Origin of the sequence: Vibrio sp. Y10_XG_PY6 (genome assembly GCF_024181795.1) — a bacterium.
GTDB lineage: Bacteria > Pseudomonadota > Gammaproteobacteria > Enterobacterales > Vibrionaceae > Vibrio > Vibrio diabolicus.
The window spans coordinates 96,652-115,824 of sequence record NZ_JAMZAQ010000004.1; the positions used below are offsets into that span (position 1 = coordinate 96,652).

General features: G+C 44.4%; 19 protein-coding genes and 1 tRNA gene. 5 read left to right on the forward strand and 15 right to left on the reverse strand.

The genetic code is table 11. The features are described 5' to 3' along the window. Nucleotides 1–196 precede the first annotated feature (196 nt). The 4 genes from NL644_RS18970 to NL644_RS18985 all read right to left on the reverse strand — a co-directional run bounded on the left by NL644_RS18970 (nt 197) and on the right by NL644_RS18985 (nt 3,479). Nucleotides 197–373 carry a hypothetical protein gene (locus tag NL644_RS18970; protein ID WP_182019075.1) on the reverse strand — a complete coding sequence of 59 codons (177 nt, stop codon included), beginning with the start codon at nt 371–373 and terminating at the stop codon, nt 197–199. A gap of 944 nt (nt 374–1,317) precedes the next feature. After that, nucleotides 1,318–2,103: a recombinase family protein gene (locus NL644_RS18975; RefSeq protein ID WP_025555050.1), complete on the reverse strand. Its 786-nt coding sequence runs from the start codon at nt 2,101–2,103 to the stop codon at nt 1,318–1,320. Nucleotides 2,104–2,476: 373 nt separating this feature from the next. Continuing rightward, entirely contained in the window at nt 2,477–3,352 is an 876-nt protein-coding gene (locus NL644_RS18980; RefSeq protein WP_182019076.1) for a site-specific integrase, read from the reverse strand. Between the two features lie 50 nt (nt 3,353–3,402). Beyond that, nucleotides 3,403–3,479, reverse strand: a tRNA-Arg gene (locus NL644_RS18985). A gap of 203 nt (nt 3,480–3,682) precedes the next feature. Between NL644_RS18985 and folD the strand changes: the two genes are divergently transcribed. Further along, nucleotides 3,683–4,543, forward strand: coding sequence for a bifunctional methylenetetrahydrofolate dehydrogenase/methenyltetrahydrofolate cyclohydrolase FolD (folD, locus tag NL644_RS18990; RefSeq protein WP_005396027.1), 861 nt, complete (start codon nt 3,683–3,685; stop codon nt 4,541–4,543). A 68-nt stretch (nt 4,544–4,611) separates the two neighbouring features. Here the strand turns inward: folD and NL644_RS18995 are convergent, their stop codons facing one another. The 4 genes from NL644_RS18995 to NL644_RS19010 all read right to left on the reverse strand — a co-directional run bounded on the left by NL644_RS18995 (nt 4,612) and on the right by NL644_RS19010 (nt 8,406). Beyond that, the gene (locus NL644_RS18995) at nt 4,612–5,811 is read right to left on the reverse strand and encodes a NupC/NupG family nucleoside CNT transporter (RefSeq protein ID WP_065645448.1); all 1,200 of its coding nucleotides are present in this window, start codon (nt 5,809–5,811) and stop codon (nt 4,612–4,614) included. Between the two features lie 257 nt (nt 5,812–6,068). Next, nucleotides 6,069–7,013 carry a LysR family transcriptional regulator gene (locus NL644_RS19000; RefSeq protein ID WP_005396032.1) on the reverse strand — a complete coding sequence of 315 codons (945 nt, stop codon included), beginning with the start codon at nt 7,011–7,013 and terminating at the stop codon, nt 6,069–6,071. Between the two features lie 91 nt (nt 7,014–7,104). After that, nucleotides 7,105–8,076 (reverse strand): lytic transglycosylase domain-containing protein, encoded by a 972-nt coding sequence (locus tag NL644_RS19005; protein WP_047009509.1) that lies wholly within the window; start codon nt 8,074–8,076, stop codon nt 7,105–7,107. 48 nt (nt 8,077–8,124) lie between these two features. Further along, complete coding sequence (locus NL644_RS19010) at nt 8,125–8,406, reverse strand: YcgL domain-containing protein (protein ID WP_005382303.1); 282 nt, start codon at nt 8,404–8,406, stop codon at nt 8,125–8,127. Nucleotides 8,407–8,603: 197 nt separating this feature from the next. Here NL644_RS19010 and minC point away from each other — a divergent pair, with 197 nt between their 5' ends. From minC to minE, 3 genes are read left to right on the forward strand one after another with little or no spacing between them, the layout of a single operon-like run. Further along, nucleotides 8,604–9,266 (forward strand): septum site-determining protein MinC, encoded by a 663-nt coding sequence (minC, locus tag NL644_RS19015; protein WP_005382304.1) that lies wholly within the window; start codon nt 8,604–8,606, stop codon nt 9,264–9,266. Between the two features lie 17 nt (nt 9,267–9,283). Next, complete coding sequence (minD, locus tag NL644_RS19020; RefSeq protein WP_005388331.1) at nt 9,284–10,096, forward strand: septum site-determining protein MinD; 813 nt, start codon at nt 9,284–9,286, stop codon at nt 10,094–10,096. 2 nt (nt 10,097–10,098) lie between these two features. Next, nucleotides 10,099–10,362: a cell division topological specificity factor MinE gene (gene minE / locus NL644_RS19025; RefSeq protein WP_005396037.1), complete on the forward strand. Its 264-nt coding sequence runs from the start codon at nt 10,099–10,101 to the stop codon at nt 10,360–10,362. Between the two features lie 78 nt (nt 10,363–10,440). Here minE and rnd read toward each other — a convergent pair whose 3' ends face one another. The 7 genes from rnd to NL644_RS19060 form a co-directional block, all read right to left on the reverse strand. Continuing rightward, nucleotides 10,441–11,559: a ribonuclease D gene (gene rnd, locus NL644_RS19030; protein ID WP_147269922.1), complete on the reverse strand. Its 1,119-nt coding sequence runs from the start codon at nt 11,557–11,559 to the stop codon at nt 10,441–10,443. A 79-nt stretch (nt 11,560–11,638) separates the two neighbouring features. Then, nucleotides 11,639–13,330: a long-chain-fatty-acid--CoA ligase FadD gene (fadD, locus tag NL644_RS19035; RefSeq protein ID WP_006743343.1), complete on the reverse strand. Its 1,692-nt coding sequence runs from the start codon at nt 13,328–13,330 to the stop codon at nt 11,639–11,641. A gap of 106 nt (nt 13,331–13,436) precedes the next feature. After that, nucleotides 13,437–14,291, reverse strand: coding sequence for an alpha/beta fold hydrolase (locus NL644_RS19040; RefSeq protein ID WP_006743344.1), 855 nt, complete (start codon nt 14,289–14,291; stop codon nt 13,437–13,439). A 6-nt stretch (nt 14,292–14,297) separates the two neighbouring features. Then, entirely contained in the window at nt 14,298–14,855 is a 558-nt protein-coding gene (locus tag NL644_RS19045) for a Slp family lipoprotein (protein WP_048626136.1), read from the reverse strand. Between the two features lie 41 nt (nt 14,856–14,896). After that, the gene (locus NL644_RS19050) at nt 14,897–15,202 is read right to left on the reverse strand and encodes a hypothetical protein (RefSeq protein WP_005396047.1); all 306 of its coding nucleotides are present in this window, start codon (nt 15,200–15,202) and stop codon (nt 14,897–14,899) included. A 60-nt stretch (nt 15,203–15,262) separates the two neighbouring features. Continuing rightward, the gene (gene tsaB / locus NL644_RS19055; protein ID WP_114322591.1) at nt 15,263–15,964 is read right to left on the reverse strand and encodes a tRNA (adenosine(37)-N6)-threonylcarbamoyltransferase complex dimerization subunit type 1 TsaB; all 702 of its coding nucleotides are present in this window, start codon (nt 15,962–15,964) and stop codon (nt 15,263–15,265) included. A gap of 29 nt (nt 15,965–15,993) precedes the next feature. Further along, nucleotides 15,994–17,934, reverse strand: coding sequence for an ATP-dependent DNA helicase (locus NL644_RS19060; RefSeq protein WP_005382210.1), 1,941 nt, complete (start codon nt 17,932–17,934; stop codon nt 15,994–15,996). Between the two features lie 218 nt (nt 17,935–18,152). Between NL644_RS19060 and purU the strand changes: the two genes are divergently transcribed. Continuing rightward, nucleotides 18,153–18,986, forward strand: coding sequence for a formyltetrahydrofolate deformylase (purU, locus tag NL644_RS19065; RefSeq protein ID WP_253658709.1), 834 nt, complete (start codon nt 18,153–18,155; stop codon nt 18,984–18,986). Nucleotides 18,987–19,173 lie beyond the last annotated feature (187 nt).

Sequence of the window (19,173 nt, forward strand, 5' to 3'; positions counted from 1 at the left end):
TAGTCCACCCTATTAGCCGACAACTGAACGGAATTACGCGACCAATAGCTAAGGTGTACTCAGATATACAGTTGATTTGAAAAATAAATTGCCTGTGGATGGCGACATTAGATTGATAGTTGCTGTAGTAGAAACAAATGGCAGAACAAACGAGCGAGCAAGCGCCTTTCAGTTACCTGAATATAACTTAAGACCTTTACGCTTCAATATATCCATAGTTGCCACATGGTAGCTTAACTCTCTTGAAACGCTTTTTACGCTCCATAGCGGGCTCTTGAACCTTTATTGCGTCTCTAGAAACATCCCTTATTTGAGTCTGTCTACGCCACTCGGTCTCAGAGATGCCTGCATTAGTTCCTGCGAATCTAGACATATAAAACCTCCTTTATATTAAAATCATGATTAGTTATTTGAGTGAAGTTGAGTTAATTAATTAAATCAATGAGCAATAGATAGATGCTCAGAATTAAAATGATTAGAAGTTGCTAATCAGTCTTTCCGAAGGATTTAAGGCCTTATTGATATAAAATGGCCTAAAGAAAAAGAGGTCAGTTAGCTAATCGATAGCTCAGGGAAGGATGGTTAATTGTAGTTTTTAATAGAACTTAAAGGTACAAGAGAAACTGGCTAGCCATATTTTCACTTATGCCTTTCATGGCCTTTACTTTCTATCTTTTTATTATCTTAAATACTAGAGACCTTATTGTGGTCTCTATAGACCACTTATTTATTTCTTTTCTAAAGAAAAGGAAAATAGATAACTAGTGCAACTAGAAGACCTTATAGTGGCCTCCTTAAAAATGGTTCCACGTGCTGTCAGGGTAGCCCAAGCCCAGACAGATGGATCTCTCCAACATCATCAGTAACCTTTCTCTTGCATCTTGATATGTAGGGCTATCAACCAAGTTTTATAGCAAGTTAGTGAGTTAAAGTGGATTGTCATTCAAGACAGTTGGCGAGGTCAGCTCGTCGATGGTGAGCCAATCCATGTTAATCAATTGTGAGATGCTTTTATTCTCTCTTCTATAGTGCAACCTAAATACGAAAATTAACAAATGAAACACTTCCAACACAGAACAAACTCACCAGCTAGGCACTCACTTAGGCTGAGAGATCTTCTTCTATAGTGCAACCTAAATGCTCACCATTTAAAGTAGTATCCTAGATAAATGCACAACCCAAAAATGAATAAAACATCCACTCACAAAAATACAAGTCTGGTTTACTAGACACTCATAATTCGATTAACAACCTCACCAGCCCCTCTATAGTGTTAACTAACAGAAGGTATAAATAGCAAATCAGCTAATCTGTTTATCAAGCAGTTTTATTATCTCGAATCCAACGATAAAGAGTAGCAACACCAATCCCTGCGGCTTTTGCTGCTGCTTCTTTGCTTAGACCTTTACCTAGATATTCCATTGCCTTCTGACATGCATCTATGGTTTTCTGGGTTTGCTGTTTACCTTTGAATTTACCTTGAGCTTTAGCACGGTCTACGCCTAATTGTGTTTTTTCATTTTGTATTTCTCGTTGCATCTGTCCTACTGCGGCTAATACTGTAAACATCAGCTTACCCGTAGCCGTCCTTGTATCTACAGGTGAACCTCCTAAGTTTTGAACAACTAAGCCAATACCACGCTTTGACCAATCATCCACCAGCTCTAATAACTCTTGAGTATTACGACCAAGGCGCGATAAATCATAAATGATAACAGTATCGCCCTCTTGAAGCTCTGAGTTGAGGTGCTCAAAGCCCTTACGTTCAAGTGTCTTACCTGACGCCTTATCGGTGATTACTTTTGCTCTAGGATAAGCACCTTTCAACACGTCAAGTTGAGAGTCTAAGCTTTGCTTTGCTGTAGAGACACGTGCATAGATAAACTCACGTGAACTCATAGGGCTTGTAGTTGAGCATTCAGTATCTAATAACTCAAGCTTGTTACGCATTGTAGACGCATCATGTATCCATTCCTCACCGTTAACAACAGCCTTAAATGAACCACTTGGTAACCTAGTTAGATTTACACGCATACCATTACCTAGAACAGCCGTTATCACATCTCCAACCTTGACACCTTTCGCATTAAAATATTTAGCCATGATTACAATCTCCGTTACGGCAACAGACTATCATTTAGATAGGTATAAGATAATCCTATCATATAACCATGTCAACAAGATAAGTGATAGAAAACTATCAAGAAATCAATTAACCATGGTTAAAAGATAGAACAGATAGAAGGAACAGAGACCGTAAACGAGATCAAAGACTAGAGCGAACACTATCCAGCACTACCCCTGCTATGCTGGACGGACGTCTAGATTTCTATTGTTGTTTATCTTAACTAAAGTGGGGGGTATACGGGGGAAATATAAGAAACGGAAACGCAATATAGCCCTCGCACAAAACCAGAATATTTTTAGGTACTTGATAACAAAAAAAAAGGTAGACCTTTCGGCCTACCCTTTCTATTTAATCAAATAACAAACTAGCTAAATTCGTTGCATCTAGCTTTACATACCTATTTAACATACGATGGTCTTTATGACCTGACACTTTCGAAACAAGGATACTGTCATGCCCTGCTCCTATTAGTTTAGATAGTCGATAGTGCCTTAAGGAATGCAATACAAAGTCAGACAAACCTTCTTTATCAGCCGCCTTCCTGAATTGCTTACTTACAAATTCAGGCATAACAGAAAATAACGGATAAGTCTCAGCTTTACCTTCAATCAGGTCGAGCCGTTTAGATAACACCGCCATCGCAGGATTGGACAGAGGAACCCTTCTATCTTCGCCGTTCTTCGTATCGTATAACTGAATATACCGCTTATCTAAATGTACGTCTTGAATCCTAAGCTTGAGTATCTCATTGCGCCTACATGCGGTTTCACTTAGCAATAGACAAATATCTTTTAGCTCATCCGTTGGCAAGTTACCAATAACCTTGTAAACCTGCTCATCCGTGGGAACGAATTGCCTCACTCCATAATCTTTGGGAATTCGGATTTGCTTAAAGATGTCAGGAATTTGCAGCCCTATATCTCGCCTTAGCCAATTGATCATAGCCTGCAAAGTAGATACATCTTTGCGAACGGTTCCCGATTTAACCACCTTTAAACGCGACTCAATAAAGCTATTGATATGCTCTCTAGCGTTAGGGCTGGTGGTAAGGTCTCGAACTTGGAAAGATGCAAAGTGTTTGCTTATACGATCTAGGCGATAACGTATCGTGCCTAGATAGCTTTTGTGGTATTGGGCTTTAACCTCTACATAGAATGAGACACAAATAGGAATCGGTGTGTTTAAAGTAGGGTTAGGAATAGTGACGGGAGTCAAGGTTTGCAAAGCACAGTCCTCTCATTAATCAACAAGAAAGACTGTGCTCGCAGGAAGAATGGCACGCCCTATTGGATTCGAACCAATGACCACATCCTTAGAAGGGACGTGCTCTATCCAGCTGAGCTAAGGGCGCGCTACAGGGACAGGATTATACGAGTTCAAACGGGTAAATCAACGGGTTTTCATAACATTCTGATCTGAATGCCTAAAAAAAGTCCATCAAAACGCTTAATGTTCAAAAACACCACAAAGCAAACGTTTGCGTATGGATGTTAATAAAAAATTCTGCGACAATGCGCCGCAGATAATTTGCCTTCTTAATTTATAAGGAAAGTCATGACTGCTCAAAATATAGACGGAACTCTCATTTCCCAAACTGTTCGATCCGAAGTGGCAGCACGTGTTAAAGCTCGTGTTGAAGCTGGGCTACGTGCCCCTGGTTTAGCAGTGGTTCTAGTTGGTGAAGATCCTGCTTCTCAGGTTTATGTCGGTAGCAAACGCCGCGCATGTGAAGAAGTTGGGTTTGTTTCTAAGTCTTTTGACCTTCCTGCGTCTAGCTCAGAAGAAGAGTTACTAGCGCTGATTGATGAATTAAACAACGATGATGAAATTGACGGCATTCTAGTGCAATTACCCCTTCCTGCGGGCATCGACACAACACATGTTTTAGAGCGCATTCACCCAGAGAAAGACGTGGATGGCTTCCACCCTTACAACGTTGGTCGTCTTGCGCAACGTATTCCAAAGCTTCGCTCTTGCACGCCAAAGGGCATCATTACCCTACTAGACCGTTACAACATAGAGCTTCGTGGCAAACATGCTGTTGTGGTTGGTGCATCAAACATTGTTGGTCGTCCAATGACACTTGAGCTGCTGCTTGCGGGCTGTACAACGACAACATGTCACCGTTTTACCAAAGACCTAGAGAGTCATGTGCGTCAAGCTGACGTTGTCGTAGTTGCGGTTGGTAAGCCAAACTTCATCCCTGGAGAGTGGATTAAGAAAGGTGCAGTGGTTATCGATGTCGGCATTAACCGTCTTGATTCAGGCAAGCTAGTTGGCGACGTGGAATACGATAAAGCACGTGAAAGTGCGAGCTTTATTACTCCTGTCCCTGGTGGTGTTGGCCCAATGACCGTCGCAAGTTTAATTGAGAACACTATGCTCGCTTGCGAACAGTTCCACACGGACAAATAACGTAAGACTTCCGATACGAAAAAGGCTCCGCAAGGAGCCTTTTTGCTAATTGTTGATATCTATTTCAATTACAGACTTAAAATCACGCCCGCAATAGAAGCGCTCATTAAATTCGCCATGACACCAGCGATAATCGCACGGAAACCATGCTTAGAAACAAATGCACGCTTTTCTGGTACCAATGAGCCCAACCCACCAATCAGCATCGCCATGCTTGAGATATTTGCAAAGCCACATAAAGCAAACGTTACGATAGCTTGAGAGTGCTCACTGAGTTGAGACTTCACTTCTGCAAGCTGGATGAAAGCGACGAACTCATTCACCACAATCTTGTTACCAATCAGCGAGCCTGCTGTGGTTGCTTCTTGCCATGGTATACCCAACAACCAAGCGACTGGCGCAAACACAAAACCTAGGATGAGCTCAAAACTTAATGGTGTCCCAACAAGGTCACCAATCCAACCTAGCATGCCATTTAACATTGCAATGACACTGATGAACGCCAATAGCGTACCACCTACCGATACAGCAATGCGTACACCCGCCATGGCACCATCGGCTAATGCTTCTACTACGTTGGTTGCACGTGGAATTTCAACTTGGCTAATGTCGATATCTGCTGCTTTATCCGTATCTTCTGGCATTAAAATTTTTGCCATCAGCAAGCCCGCAGGTGCCGACATAAATGCAGCAGCAATAAGATAGTTAAGGTCGACGCCCAGTGACGCGTAACCGACCAACGTTCCACCAGCAACAGAAGCCAAACCACCTGTCATCACCGCAAAGAACTGCGAGTCGGTCATGTGCTTTAGGTATGGCTTTACCATCAATGGCGCTTCAATGGTGCCAACAAAGATATTCGCCGTAGCAGACAAAGACTCTGCACGACCGATACCCAGCAGCTTTTGAATACCACCGCCGATAAAGTTAATGATTTTTGGCATCACACCAATGTGATAAAGACCTGAGATAAGAGAGGAGAAGAAAACGATGATACCCAGAACATTGATCGCAAAGGTGAAGCCCCCTGTCGCCAAATTACCGAATAAAAACGCAATGCCCTCTTGACCATAGTTGATCAAATTCGACACTACGCTGCTCACTGAATTCAGCGCATCTCGTCCTGCTGGTACATATAAAACCAACAACGCAAACAGTACCTGCAAAGCAAACGCAAACGACACTGTTCTCAGCTTTATATTTTTTCTATTTGTAGAAAGTAGCCATGCTACGAATAGTATGGCTACGATACCAATAATTGAGTTCATAAAATGAATCCGACAGAAGGGGGATATGGAAGGCACCGGATTGTATAGCGGACTCAAAATGCTGCAAGTTGAGGATGTTAACAGTGTGAAAAGTTTAAGCGCCCAATAATTGACCTTAATCATAAGACATTGAATTATATAAATATAAACGTTTGCTTATTTTTATTATTTCCATATGGAAAAGATGTTTCTAGTTCTGGAAAAACTTTTGTGAAGTGAATCACCTTATGTGCCGTTCAATAACGTCATTGATCCTGTTACTTAGGAATAGATATGTAAGGCGCTAGACGTTGATCCCAATGACACGGGTTACCGATCTTCTGTTTGATGAAGTTAATCACTGCGGATATTTTTTTGGGCATATGTTGGCGGCTTGGATACACCGCATAAAACGGCATCGACTGGCTTGCTTTCCAGTCCGGTAACAACTGTATTAACTTACCCGTTCTAAACTCATCACCCAGTAAGTAAGTGGCAAGGTAGGCAATGCCCCAACCTGCAATAGCGGCATCCCGAACGGCTTCTGCCAGATCCACTGAATAGTTGCCCGAAACTTTTACGTTCAACTCCTGCTGATCTTTAGTAAATGCCCACCCCGTATAGTCACGCTCCCAGCTTCTGTATATAAGACAGTTGTGAGAAGACAAGTCATCCGGCTCTGTTGGCGTATCATGTTTCAATAAGTAATCTGGTGATGCCGCTACAACAAACTGGCAATCCGTCAAACGCTGCGCAATGTAGCCTTCAGGTAAATGCTCGTTGTTGGTTACCCATAAATCGAGCCCTTCGGCTAACATATCGACCTTATAGTCAAACAGATGTACTTCCACTTGAAGTTGAGGATACAGTTCGCGTAACTCTTGAATCGCTGGGATAATGTGTAAGGTACCAAATGATTGCGACAATCCAAGACGTACCAAACCTGCCACTTCATCCCGCTGGGTCTCCATCTCTAATGTGGCGCTGCTCACCGCTTGTACCACTTGCTCACAGTGATGAAAAAAGGTTTTCCCTGCCTCAGTCGGCGTAAAGCTTCGCGTAGTGCGTTGAACAAGCTTGATACCAAGAGACGCTTCTAGCTGACTCAACTGCTTACTCACATGAGACACCGACACGCCTAAGCTCTTTGCAGCAGCAGTGAAACTTTTATGTTTAAGAAGAGCGGAGAAGATCACCATTTGTGCAGCACGTTCAGATAACACGCTTTACCTCGATTTGATTATAGGAAAAACAAAGGACTCCGAAGAGCCCTCATATTGAATACTGGATGCCAAGTGATTATTTTATAACAGCTCAGTATTTAATTCGGTCAGCCAAGTGACTCACGGCGAGTGCGAAGTAGTAAGAGCGGTTCCACTTCATCAGTACGTTGTAGTTATTGTAAACCAGATACGTACGACCATTTTCGTCGTCCGGCATGATCAACCAGGCTTTGATGTCTTCATCCAGTTTTGGCAACGGACTACCGTCATATTTTGTGATGCCAAGTTTGCTCCACTCCTGAAGGTATTTACCTTTTTCAGCCGTGCGCCCTTCTAAGCTACGATCAATGCCTTTAGGGACTTTCACTTGGCGACCCCAAGTGTATTTGTCATCCCAGCCGGACTTGCTCAAATAGTTAGCAGTTGATGCAAATACGTCGGCTTCAGATTGCCAAATGTCTTTTTTACCATCCCCGTTGCCGTCAGCGGCAAAACGAAGAAAAGAGCTTGGCATAAACTGACATTGCCCCATCGCACCAGCCCATGACCCCTTAAAGTTTTCTAGTTCAATATGGCCTTGATCGAGGATCTGCAATGCCGACATGGTCTCTTTACGGAAAAACTCTTCACGACGACCTTCAAATGCCATTGTCGACAACGCGTCAATCACTTTGAAGTTACCCGTAAATTTACCAAAGTTACTTTCTACACCCCACAGCGCCACGATAAAGCGAGGCTGCACACCGTACTCATCGCCTATACGCTTTAGCTCGGTGTAATGCTCTTTATAGAGTTGTCTTGCTTGCTTCACCTTCCATTCGGGCACCGCGCGAGGAATGTATTCATCCAACGTCAGTTTCTTCTCTGGTTGGTTTCGGTCCGCTTTTACTGCTCGAGGCTTGTACTCAACATTCGCAAAAGCAGCACTAATGACCTGCTCTGAGATACCTTTATCACGCGCTTCAGCACGCAGCTTATTCAAGTATTCATCGAAACCCTCGCTACTTGCAAAAGCCGAGGTACACACACCAACGCTAAGCATGGTAGCCAGTATTTTTTTCATATTGCCCTCCTTGAGCAAGGCAGAAATCCCAGATGAAAAACGATGACGTTATTCGCCTTTCTGCTGGGCTTTTTGTTCTTTGTACTTTTCTAGTAGGTTCTCCGGCGGAGGCGGAACCTGCAAAAAGAAGCCATCATTTTGCAATGAAGCCTTCACTTTTTCGATATCAACTTGTGCCAATTTACGGCCATCAAGTTTAATCGTCATAACAGCGATAGGCTTACCGAACATCTGCATTAAGGTGTCAGGAACCTGTGAAAAATCATCCTTTTTCGGAATATAGAGATAAGTACCTTCTTTTTTCGAGCTTTTATAAATAGAACAAAGCATGACACGCCTTTTATGCTGATTTAGCCGCGTTGAGTGCGGATTAGGTTGAAAACGTCAAATTCTCGCAAACTTAATAGCAAATTTGAGATTAATTCACCTATTTGCCCACGAGAGAACTTGCTGCGTCAAAGGATGAAATATAACATGACAGACCTAGTTTAAGGCAACGCTCTTTCAATAAAGGCAAGAAGTCCACGATGACCCATTCACCAGACCTTAAAGGTAGCAGTTTTACATTGTCAGTTTTACACCTTTCTGACAATGAGATCGCAAAGACTGTCGAATTTTTGCAAGAAAAAGTTTCTCAAGCACCTTCTTTTTTTGCATCCGCGCCTTTGGTAATCAATATAGCAAAAGTACAAGGCGACATTGATTTCCCTAAGCTTAAACAAGGCATCTCAGATGCTGGTTTTATTCCGGTCGGTGTAACGGGCTGTAAAGACAAGCGTGTACAAAATCTTGCTTCCGAAGCTGGCTTCGCCATTATGTCGGCAAGCAAATCACCAAGCCAGGCGCCAGCCAAAATGGCACCAACGAAAGTAGTTCGCACGCCTGTTCGATCAGGACAACAGATCTACGCGAAAGATGGTGATTTGGTGGTGTTAGCGCACGTAAGTGCTGGTGCTGAAGTCATCGCTGACGGCTCTATTCATATCCATGGCACACTTCGAGGCCGTGCGATTGCAGGCGCAAGTGGTCAGCAGGAAGCGCGTATTATTTGCCACGATTTACAAGCAGAACTGGTATCCATTGCGGGTGACTACTGGTTAAGCGATCAAATTGAAAGCGAGTACTGGCAAAAGAAAGTAATGATCAGTAAAGCCGATGAATCATTACATTTAGAAGTTCTCGCGATTTAATCTAAAAAGGAAAAAAAATGGCACGCATTATTGTAGTAACGTCTGGTAAAGGTGGCGTTGGTAAAACCACTTCAAGCGCAGCCATCGCCTCTGGTCTAGCTCTGAAGGGAAAAAAGACCGCGGTGATCGATTTTGATATCGGTTTGCGTAACCTCGACCTAATCATGGGCTGTGAGCGCCGTGTCGTGTATGACTTTGTAAACGTCATTAACGGCGAAGCGACATTAAACCAAGCGCTGATCAAAGATAAGCGCACGGACAACCTATTCATTCTTCCTGCTTCTCAAACTCGTGATAAAGACGCACTGACAAAAGATGGTGTTCAGCGCGTATTCGGCGAACTTGATGAAATGGGCTTTGATTTCATTATTTGTGATTCACCAGCAGGTATCGAACAAGGCGCATTGATGGCCTTGTACTACGCCGATGAAGCCATTGTCACAACGAATCCAGAAGTCTCTTCTGTGCGTGACTCTGACCGCATTCTCGGTATTTTAGATTCTAAGTCCCTGCGTGCAGAACAAGGGCTAGAGCCAGTAAAACAGCACCTGCTACTGACTCGCTACAACCCATCTCGCGTCACTCAAGGCGAAATGCTAAGCGTTGAAGACGTAGAGGAGATCTTACATATTCCACTACTGGGCGTGATTCCAGAAAGCCAAGCCGTGCTTAACGCGTCAAACAAAGGTGTGCCAGTCACTTTTGACGATAACACCGATGCGGGCATGGCTTATTCTGACACCGTTGATCGCTTATTAGGCAATCAGGTTGAATTTCGTTTCCTTACTGAGGAGAAGAAAGGACTCTTTAAACGACTCTTTGGAGGCTAGACATGTCATTATTAGAATTTTTCCGCCCACAGAAGAAAACTTCTGCGAATCTAGCTAAAGAGCGTTTGCAAATCATTGTTGCTGAGCGCCGCAGCCAAAATGATCCTGCGCCTTCTTACTTGCCTCAATTGAAAGAGGACATCTTGAAGGTGATCAGTAAGTACGTGGCAATTGATCCAAATATGGTTGACTTAACATTTGAGCACAAAGACGACGATATCTCAGTTCTTGAGCTCAATGTGAAGCTACCAGACGACGAGAAATAAACCACTTTTCCTCACGAGATTGAATGCTCAGATTAGAATGAAAAAGGTTGGCACCGAGGCCAACCTTTTAATCTTTTATTACTTTAATGCTTTGTTCATCTTGTCGCCGAGCAGATCCAAACGCCATCCCTGCATCAAGTCAGGCAACACTTCTGGATCGCGATCTTTTTTCCACACCCAACTGATCAGCTGATTAATCTGCTTTTTAGAAGCAAGGAACTCCGTCGCTAAGCCAGACTTCTGCGACGCCGATTTCACTATGTCTTTCATATTTTTGAAGACTTGTTTGTAACCTGGATAATCCATTAAGCGTTCAATTTTTGCTGGATACTCTTCAGAAGGTGTTTGCTTCGCTTGTTTAACAATAGCGGCAATCTTCGCGCCATGGCGGTTAATCGCTCGGATATCAATATCTTCCGCCTCCATCTTCTTAAAGTTAGTTAAGCCAAGACGAGCGACTGTTAACAGGTCACCTTCTTTGAAGATAAAGTTCAGCGCTAAATCTCGTTTGATTGCTTCACGGTAACGCCACATCGCTAGAGGCTTTAAAATGGCCAGCTCAGAAGGTTTTAACTGCCAAGCACCTTTAATATCAAGGTAGGCATTCTCTTCATTAGTGACGCGAATGCGTTTTGAAACCAACAAATCACTTTCTTGTTGTACGGCTTCCCACCAACCTGCTTGCGTCACCTTATCGAACAGCTTCTCGTATAACGGTAGCAAGTAATGCACGTCTGCAGCAGCATAGTCTAATTGCTTTTGCGTCAACGGTCGGGCCATCCAGTCAGTACGTGACTCACTTTTGTCTAGCTCAACACCTAAATATTCTTCCACCAGCGTTGCAAAGCCTGTTGATAGACCGTGGCCAAGAAAGGCCGCCATCAACTGTGTATCTACCATAGGGAATGGAGTGCAACCAAATGCGTTTTGGAAAACTTCTAAATCTTCACCACATGCGTGCAGCACTTTTAGCACAGAAGTATCTTTTAATAGCGCTACGAACGGCGTCATATCCGTTAATTCGGTCGGATCAATCAGCGAGAGGCGATTACCATCGAAAAGCTGAATCAGACCTAACTGCGGGTAGAAAGTGCGAATACGGACGAATTCGGTATCCATCATCACTACATCTGCCTCTCGGGCGTGAATGCAAACTTCTTCTAGGTCTTTGTTTTTGGTAATAATTTGATAATTCACATACTTCTCGCTATAAAAAATGCCAGCAAAACGCTGGCATTCTATCATTTTTTAAATCTCTCGACTCGACGAAATCGGCTTATGCGCTTTTCTTCGCGAGTTCAGCGTCGTTCTCTTCACGCAGAACACGACGCAAGATCTTACCGACATTGGTTTTAGGGAGGTCTTCACGGAACTCAACCAACTTAGGTACTTTGTAGCCAGTTAAGTGCTGACGACAATGCGTAATCACTTCATCTTTGGTCAAGCTCGGGTCGCGCTTCACGACGTAGATCTTCACTAATTCACCAGAGACTTCGTGCGGTTGACCAATAGCAGCCACTTCAAGGACTTTGCCGTGTAGCGCTACAACGTCTTCGATTTCGTTCGGGTAAACATTAAAGCCTGATACCAAGATCATGTCTTTCTTACGGTCAACGATGTGCAGGAAGCCTTCGTCATCGAACTTAACAATGTCGCCGGTTGATAGCCAGCCGTCTTCGTTGATCGTATCTTTCGTTGCTTCAGGTCGTTGCCAGTAGCCTTGCATAACCTGAGGGCCACGGACTTGAAGCTCACCAGTTTCAGTATTCGGAAGCGCATTGCCTTCTTCGTCCACAATGCGAACTTCCGTTGATGGCACAGGCAGACCAATCGATCCATTGTATTCAACAAGGTCATGCGGGTATGCCGCAACCAATGGAGAACACTCGGTTAGGCCGTAACCTTCTAGTAGGTAACAACCCGTGGTCTTTTGCCATCTTTCTGCTACTGAGCGCTGCACTGCCATGCCGCCGCCAACGGCTAAACGTAGGTTACTGAAATCCAACTCGTGGAAGTCTTCGTTGTTGATCAAAGCATTAAATAAGGTGTTCACGCCCGTAATCGCAGTAAACGGATGCTTTTGTAGCTCTTTCACGAACCCAGGAATATCTCTAGGATTGGTAATAAGTAGGTTACGGCCACCCATTTCGACAAACAGTAAACAGTTTACGGTAAGAGCAAATACGTGATACAGCGGTAGCGCTGTCACGACCAATTCACGGCCTGGAGATAAAACCGGCCCGTACGCGCCTTTCGCCTGTAAAACGTTCGCAATCATATTACGGTGTGTAAGAATCGCGCCTTTCGCGACGCCTGTCGTACCGCCCGTGTATTGCAGGAATGCGATGTCATCCCCAGACATAAACGGTTTAACGTATTGTAGACGACGACCTTTACGTAGAGCCTGACGCATTGAGATTGCACCAGGTAAATCGTACTTAGGCACCATGCCCTTAACGTACTTCACGACAAAATCGACAATCGTACCTTTCGCTCGTGGCAGCATTTGACCAAGGCTGGTTAACACCACGTGTTTAACTGGTGTTTTATCGACGATTTGTTCTAGCGTGTTCGCAAAGTTAGACACAATCACAATCGTCGTCGCACCTGAGTCATTCAATTGGTGTTCAAGTTCACGAGGAGTGTAAAGTGGGTTAACGTTTACGGCGATACAACCTGCACGCAAAATACCAAACAACGCCACTGGGTATTGCAGTAGGTTTGGCATCATCAGAGCAACACGGTCACCCTTTTGCAGTTTTAACTCGTTTTGCAGATACGCTGCGAATGCGCGACTACGCTCTTCCAATTTACGGAAGGTCATAACCGAGCCCATGTTCATGAATGCTGGTTGGTCTGCATATTTTTGTACAGACTGCTCAAACATTTCTACCAAAGACTCATATTGCTCTGGATTAATGGTTTCAGGTACGTCACTTGGATAACGTGAAAGCCATGGTTTATCCACGATGTTACTCCTCGTTTATAACTGGCTAAAAAATAGCGTCCTTTTTATTTTGAAAGCTATTACAGCACAGCGAACGTGCTTGAGCACGCAACTCTCAAACACTTGTTTAAATTTTGTTAACTACACCAAGAATTCGCGTTGCGACCTCGAGTATTTGCTCTAAATGACAGTGATGACCACCCTTGACAGAAACCACTTGCGGCGGGTTCTCTCCCCAATCAGCTTGGTTAGATGGTAAATTCTGAAATCCTTGATCGCCTAATACGATCAAATGAGGACAACGTATTTGGCTGGTAATCGAGTTAGCATGCGCTTGCGCCATTCGGTAAAGCGACGCACATTTTAACTTGGCATCATGCCGCCAATACCATTTATCTCCTCGCTGCTCCGTTCCTCGCTCGACTATCGGCAGAAGCTGCTCAGCGGTTAATTGGTTGGCTTGCACGCGTAATTTTAACGCCAGATCGAAGGAGGCAATGGCTCGCTCTGGCTTGTTTTGCTGTCTTATTCGACTTAAAACGCCATCGCGAAGACGAGGCAAACTGTTAGTAGGATCTTCAGTAAGAGGTCCTGCTCCCTCAATTTGCACAAGAGCTTCGACCTGCTCTGGAAACGCAGCACTATAGCAACTTGCGATTAAAGCACCAAGTGAATGCCCTACTAATATCAGTCTGTTTGGCGATAATTCGTCCAACAACTGATATAAATCGGCAATATAGTCGTGAAAGGGGTAATAGTTATCGTGAGATTTATGACTCGATAAACCGTGACCAAAATGATCGATGGCGAGGAGGTGTAAGTGAGGATTAAGTTGGTTCAACTGCTCCATGAGCGCTTTAAAGCTGCCCGCATTATCTAACCACCCATGAAGAAAAACGACTGACAAGTCAGCCGTTTTCTCGTTCCCTATCTCAAGGGCTGCCATTTTGCCGGCAGGAAGCTCGAATTGACGCTCATGCATCGCAGATTATTTGACCTGTTTTATCACTTTACCGTCTTGTGGGAAATCATTACGCCACATGCGGCAGTTAATCGAGTAACATGGGTAAAAGTAGGTTGGCGAGTCATACATGCGTACACGTTCTTCAATTTTCCACAAACGGTAGCCTTGCCCCTTAATGATCGGGAATACGTATTCGTGCTCACCAATCTTTCCTTCTTCTTCTCCGGCGCCTTTACCTACAACCGTCAACAAGCGGCCTTCACTAAAGGCGACGGGCTCTAAATAGCCATCAAAATAGGCGACAAAACGTCCCGTTGGCTCTTCATCAATATCCGGTTTACCAGATTTACTGATTGGTAGGTTTACGATTTCTAGACGGGTTTTATCTTTGAAGTTATCCACTTTAGCGATGATTCCACCAAGACGAACATCTTCACTCACTTGCCCCTGAGACTCAGCGAAAGCTTTATAATCAGTAACGACTTGTTCTGTGCTGGCATTTAACTCCTCTGGCAACGAGCTACACGCAGACAAACCAACCGTAGCAAATAATGCGAGAAAAAACCGTCCAAAAACCTTCATAAACCACCTTTCAATATTAGTAACCCCAAGCTGGGGAGATCTCACACGTAAATATCGACACCAAGTAATTGAGCCAGTTCCTCTTTTTTAGTTCGATTCATGACATCCATGTACTGCTCCATTGCTTTACGTGCGCTCCCTTCAGGAAGGTCATATTGCACTTGAGCTCGGTGAATTTGGGACTCATCCACGTGTTTTATGGAGTGCGCCACAGCGTTAGCAACCTTTGAAGGCTGACCTACAGGCTGCTTTGTTTGTGATTTATCTACCTGCTTCTTTTTGCTAACTTTATTAGTGCGATTTGCACCGGGAATCAAAGAAGGAGGCAAGCCATTTATCGACGCCATAGCACTCCATAAAAATACAGGGCAAACGCCCTGCTTTTTGTCAGGTTAATGAAAAACGGACTATTCGCGACCAGGAAGTTTTTTCCATGTCACATTATCGCGTAGATAAACTGGGCTAGAATCTTCTACCGGCACAGTATTACCCTTTTTAAATTCTTGTTCAGCAAGAATCACGATGTCTTGTGAATCAGGGTACAGAACGTCACCATGCGTCAAATTAAACGGTAGGTCTGCTAATACTTCTTGGTAGACATCCCAACCAGTACCTGCTGTCGTCCACGTTTTGTCGTCTGCTTGTGCTTCTTCAATTAGACGTGCTGGTGGAATTACGCACTCTGCATCCCTCCCTGCCCACTCACCGTTTGCTTGGCGAGTGTAACGTGCCCAGTAAACTTCCCCCATACGTGCGTCAATAGCCACAGCGACATCGGTCACACCATGTAAGCGATAGCTACCTTGAGCCATTGCAGACAGGGTTGAAACGCCGATCATAGGCAAGTCAGCGCCGAACGCCAAACCTTGTGCGATACCAATACCGATACGAACGCCAGTAAAGCTACCTGGACCACGTCCAAACGCTAACGCATCTAGCTCTTGTAGAGTCAGGCCAGCTTCTTTTAGTACTTCATCAACCATTGGCAGTACTTTTTTGGTGTGATCGCGTGGTGCAACCGCGCTACGTGAAATCACTTGATCATTAGCCAACAACGCAACTGAACAGTTTTCAGTCGCTGTATCGATAGCAAGAATTTTTGCGCTCATTTAACTCTCTACAACTCTCATTTATTGGGTTATGCCTCAGCACTTGCGTCTGTGACAGATTGTTCTGCTTTCAGGAATGCTTTGATTCCATCTAAGTCTCGCGTTCTTGGGATAGGTGGTAGGCTTCCGAGGAAAATACCACCGTAGTCTCGCGTGACAAGGCGATTATCACAAATGATCAACGCACCGTGATCCTTCTGATCTCGAATTAATCGTCCCACTCCCTGCTTTAACGTAATCACTGCATCCGGGATTTGTACTTCAGCAAATGGTTCACCGCCACGCAATCGACAATCCTCGATACGGGCTTTGAGTAATGGATCGTCAGGGGCGGTAAACGGTAATTTGTCGATAATAACACAGCTCAGCGCATCACCTCTAACATCAATCCCTTCCCAGAATGCACCTGTCGCCACGAGTAAAGCGTTACCCAGTTCCATAAACTCCGCCAAGGTTTTCTGCTTACTCATCTCCCCTTGCATTAACACAGGCAGCTCAAGTACTTCTCGGAACTTCTCACCGAGCTCACGCATCATGCTGTGCGAGGTACATAAAAAGAAGCAGCGACCATCATTTTCTTCAATCACCGGAGCAAGCATTCGGACTAACTTATCCGCTAAGCCGTTACTGTTTGGCTCTGGCAGATACCTTGGCACACAAAGGCGCGCTTGTTTTTGATAATCAAAGGGGGACGGCAGAGAAAATTGCTTTGTAGGCTTGAGGCCAAGGCGCTCAGTAAAGTGCTTGAAGTCGCCCGATACCGCTAGAGTTGCTGACGTGAAAATCCACGCGCCTTGTTTAATCTCTATTTGCTCATGGAACTTGTCCGCGACAGAAAGAGGCGTAATGTGCAGAGCGAAATGACGAGGCGAGGTATCATACCAGTATGAGTAACCAGTAATATCGACATCACATACCCGGTCGATGCGGCCTTTGATCAAATTGGCTCGTTCAAAGGCGGTATCCAGTAATTGACTGCGCCCTAAGGCTATTTTGAGAACATCAATCGCCAGTTCGAGGCTATCAGTTAAGCGCAACAATTCTCGCTTAATAGAGCCTGATTGCAACGCCTCACGCCAGTTGCCACGAAAGCCTGGCTCACCCAGTACAATCCGCATGTCCATTGCGCTTTGCATGAGTTTGTCACCCACTTTTTGCAATTGGCGCATGTCTTTTGCTTCGGTGCGATAGGCTATTTCAATGTCTTTGGCAAGATCGTGAATTTGGCGGCTTGAAACTGACTGGCCGAAATATTCGCTCGCAATATCTGGCAACTGATGAGCTTCATCAAAAATAAACACATCGGCTTCTGGAATCAGTTCGCCAAATCCTGTTTCTTTGATCGCTAAATCAGCAAGAAACAAGTGATGGTTCACCACAACAATGTCGGAATCCATGGCTCGCTTACGCGCTTTCAATACAAAGCAATCGGTGTAGCTCGGACACTCTTTACCTAAACAGTTATCATTGGTTGAAGTGATGGTCGGAATGATCATGCTGTCTTCTGGCAGATCATCACAATCACCAAGGTCACCTGTTTTGGTTTCTGATGACCAAGCACGCACTTTAACCAGTTGAGTTAATAACGTCGGGTCAGATTCATTAGTGTGGCTTTCGACCATTTGGCGGCTCAAACGATCCAAACACAGATAGTTAGAACGCCCTTTTAATAACGCCACTTGACCATAAAAACCAAGCGCATTGACCATGAGCGGTAAGTCACGATGGTACAACTGCTCTTGCAAGTTTTTCGAGCCTGTACTGATGATCACTTTTTTACCGCTCAACAGCGCTGGGACTAGGTAGGCGAAGGTCTTACCGGTTCCGGTTCCAGCCTCTACCACCAACTGGGTTTGATCTTTGATCGCACTGCTGACGGCTTCCGCCATATCGATTTGTGGCTGACGAGCTTGAAAGCCCGGAATGGCCTTACCTAACGCGCCATCAGAGGAAAAAGTTTTTGCGATCATGCTTGGTATTGAGTTTGAAAAATTATCGAGAGTATATCAGAGGAATAGGAGTGACATCAGCCCACAATCTGGCCAGCTTGCGGCGACGCACGGATATTTTGTTGAAACCAACGTAAGAATAGATTATTTATGGTGAAACATGGCAGTACAGTTACACCCGCCTGGGAATAATAACAAATTCGTACGCTAAAATATTAATGCATGGAAGTACCTGATTTATGGAAAAGAAAACACTGTTGACCCACTGTTCTGACGCCCCGGGTCTCATCTCGAAAATCACTAATATCTGTTACAAGCACCAACTCAACATCGTTCACAATAACGAATTTGTTGATAATACCAGTGGCCACTTTTTCATGAGAACGGAGCTGGAGGGATACTTCAACGATCAAACGTTTCTTGCCGATTTGGACCAAGCACTCCCGCAAGGCGCTAAGCGTAAATTGGTTGGCTCTCGCCGTAAGCGCATCGTCATTCTCGTCACAAAAGAAGCGCATTGTTTAGGCGATATTCTGATGAAAACCTACGATGGAAGCCTAGACGTTGAGATCGCTGCTGTGGTGGGGAATTACGACAAACTGCAAACTCTCACTGAGCGCTTCGACATTCCTTACCACCACGTGACCCATGAAAACCTTAGCCGTGAAGAACACGAGCAGAAGATACTAGAAGTGATCGACCAATACGATGCTGACTTTTTGGTGTTAGCTAAATACATGCGCGTATTGACGCCGACGTTTGTTGAGAAATACCACCACAAAATCATTAATATTCATCACAGCTTCTTACCTGCTTTTATTGGCGCGAAGCCATATCAACAAGCTTACGATCGCGGTGTGAAAATCATCGGTGCAACGGCACACTTCGTGACCAATGATTTAGATGAAGGGCCAATCATCAAGCAAGACGTAATTCCTGTCGACCATACATTCAATGCCCAAGATATGGCACAAGCGGGACGCGATGTAGAAAAGAATGTGTTGAGCAAAGCGTTGAATAAAGTCATTAACGACCACGTCTTTGTTTATGGAAATAAAACAGTGATCCTGTAATCCCTCCGCACTAGTTACAACGAGAATGAAACCCGTCCAACTTGGCGGGTTTCATCTTTTCAGGGATATCCCCCCGACTCTAACCATCAAAATTAAACCGATATATTATAATTTTTCATTTCACTACAACTATTTACTGAGAGAATGATTCCGTTTATCATTTGGTCCCCTTATAATAAACCACGTT

Excerpts from the sequence above, each read along its gene's own strand:
- minD (WP_005388331.1), top strand. The coding sequence starts at position 9,284 with ATGGCACGCATTATTGTAGTAACGTCTGGTAAAGGTGGCGTTGGTAAA.
- tsaB (WP_114322591.1), bottom strand. The coding sequence starts at position 15,964 with ATGAGCGCAAAAATTCTTGCTATCGATACAGCGACTGAAAACTGTTCA.
- NL644_RS18970 (WP_182019075.1), bottom strand. The coding sequence starts at position 373 with ATGTCTAGATTCGCAGGAACTAATGCAGGCATCTCTGAGACCGAGTGG.
- minE (WP_005396037.1), top strand. The coding sequence starts at position 10,099 with ATGTCATTATTAGAATTTTTCCGCCCACAGAAGAAAACTTCTGCGAAT.
- minC (WP_005382304.1), top strand. The coding sequence starts at position 8,604 with ATGACCCATTCACCAGACCTTAAAGGTAGCAGTTTTACATTGTCAGTT.
- folD (WP_005396027.1), top strand. The coding sequence starts at position 3,683 with ATGACTGCTCAAAATATAGACGGAACTCTCATTTCCCAAACTGTTCGA.
- NL644_RS19010 (WP_005382303.1), bottom strand. The coding sequence starts at position 8,406 with ATGCTTTGTTCTATTTATAAAAGCTCGAAAAAAGAAGGTACTTATCTC.
- NL644_RS19040 (WP_006743344.1), bottom strand. The coding sequence starts at position 14,291 with ATGCATGAGCGTCAATTCGAGCTTCCTGCCGGCAAAATGGCAGCCCTT.
- NL644_RS19045 (WP_048626136.1), bottom strand. The coding sequence starts at position 14,855 with ATGAAGGTTTTTGGACGGTTTTTTCTCGCATTATTTGCTACGGTTGGT.
- NL644_RS19005 (WP_047009509.1), bottom strand. The coding sequence starts at position 8,076 with ATGAAAAAAATACTGGCTACCATGCTTAGCGTTGGTGTGTGTACCTCG.
- NL644_RS19050 (WP_005396047.1), bottom strand. The coding sequence starts at position 15,202 with ATGGCGTCGATAAATGGCTTGCCTCCTTCTTTGATTCCCGGTGCAAAT.
- NL644_RS18975 (WP_025555050.1), bottom strand. The coding sequence starts at position 2,103 with ATGGCTAAATATTTTAATGCGAAAGGTGTCAAGGTTGGAGATGTGATA.
- purU (WP_253658709.1), top strand. The coding sequence starts at position 18,153 with ATGGAAAAGAAAACACTGTTGACCCACTGTTCTGACGCCCCGGGTCTC.
- NL644_RS18995 (WP_065645448.1), bottom strand. The coding sequence starts at position 5,811 with ATGAACTCAATTATTGGTATCGTAGCCATACTATTCGTAGCATGGCTA.
- NL644_RS19060 (WP_005382210.1), bottom strand. The coding sequence starts at position 17,934 with ATGATCGCAAAAACTTTTTCCTCTGATGGCGCGTTAGGTAAGGCCATT.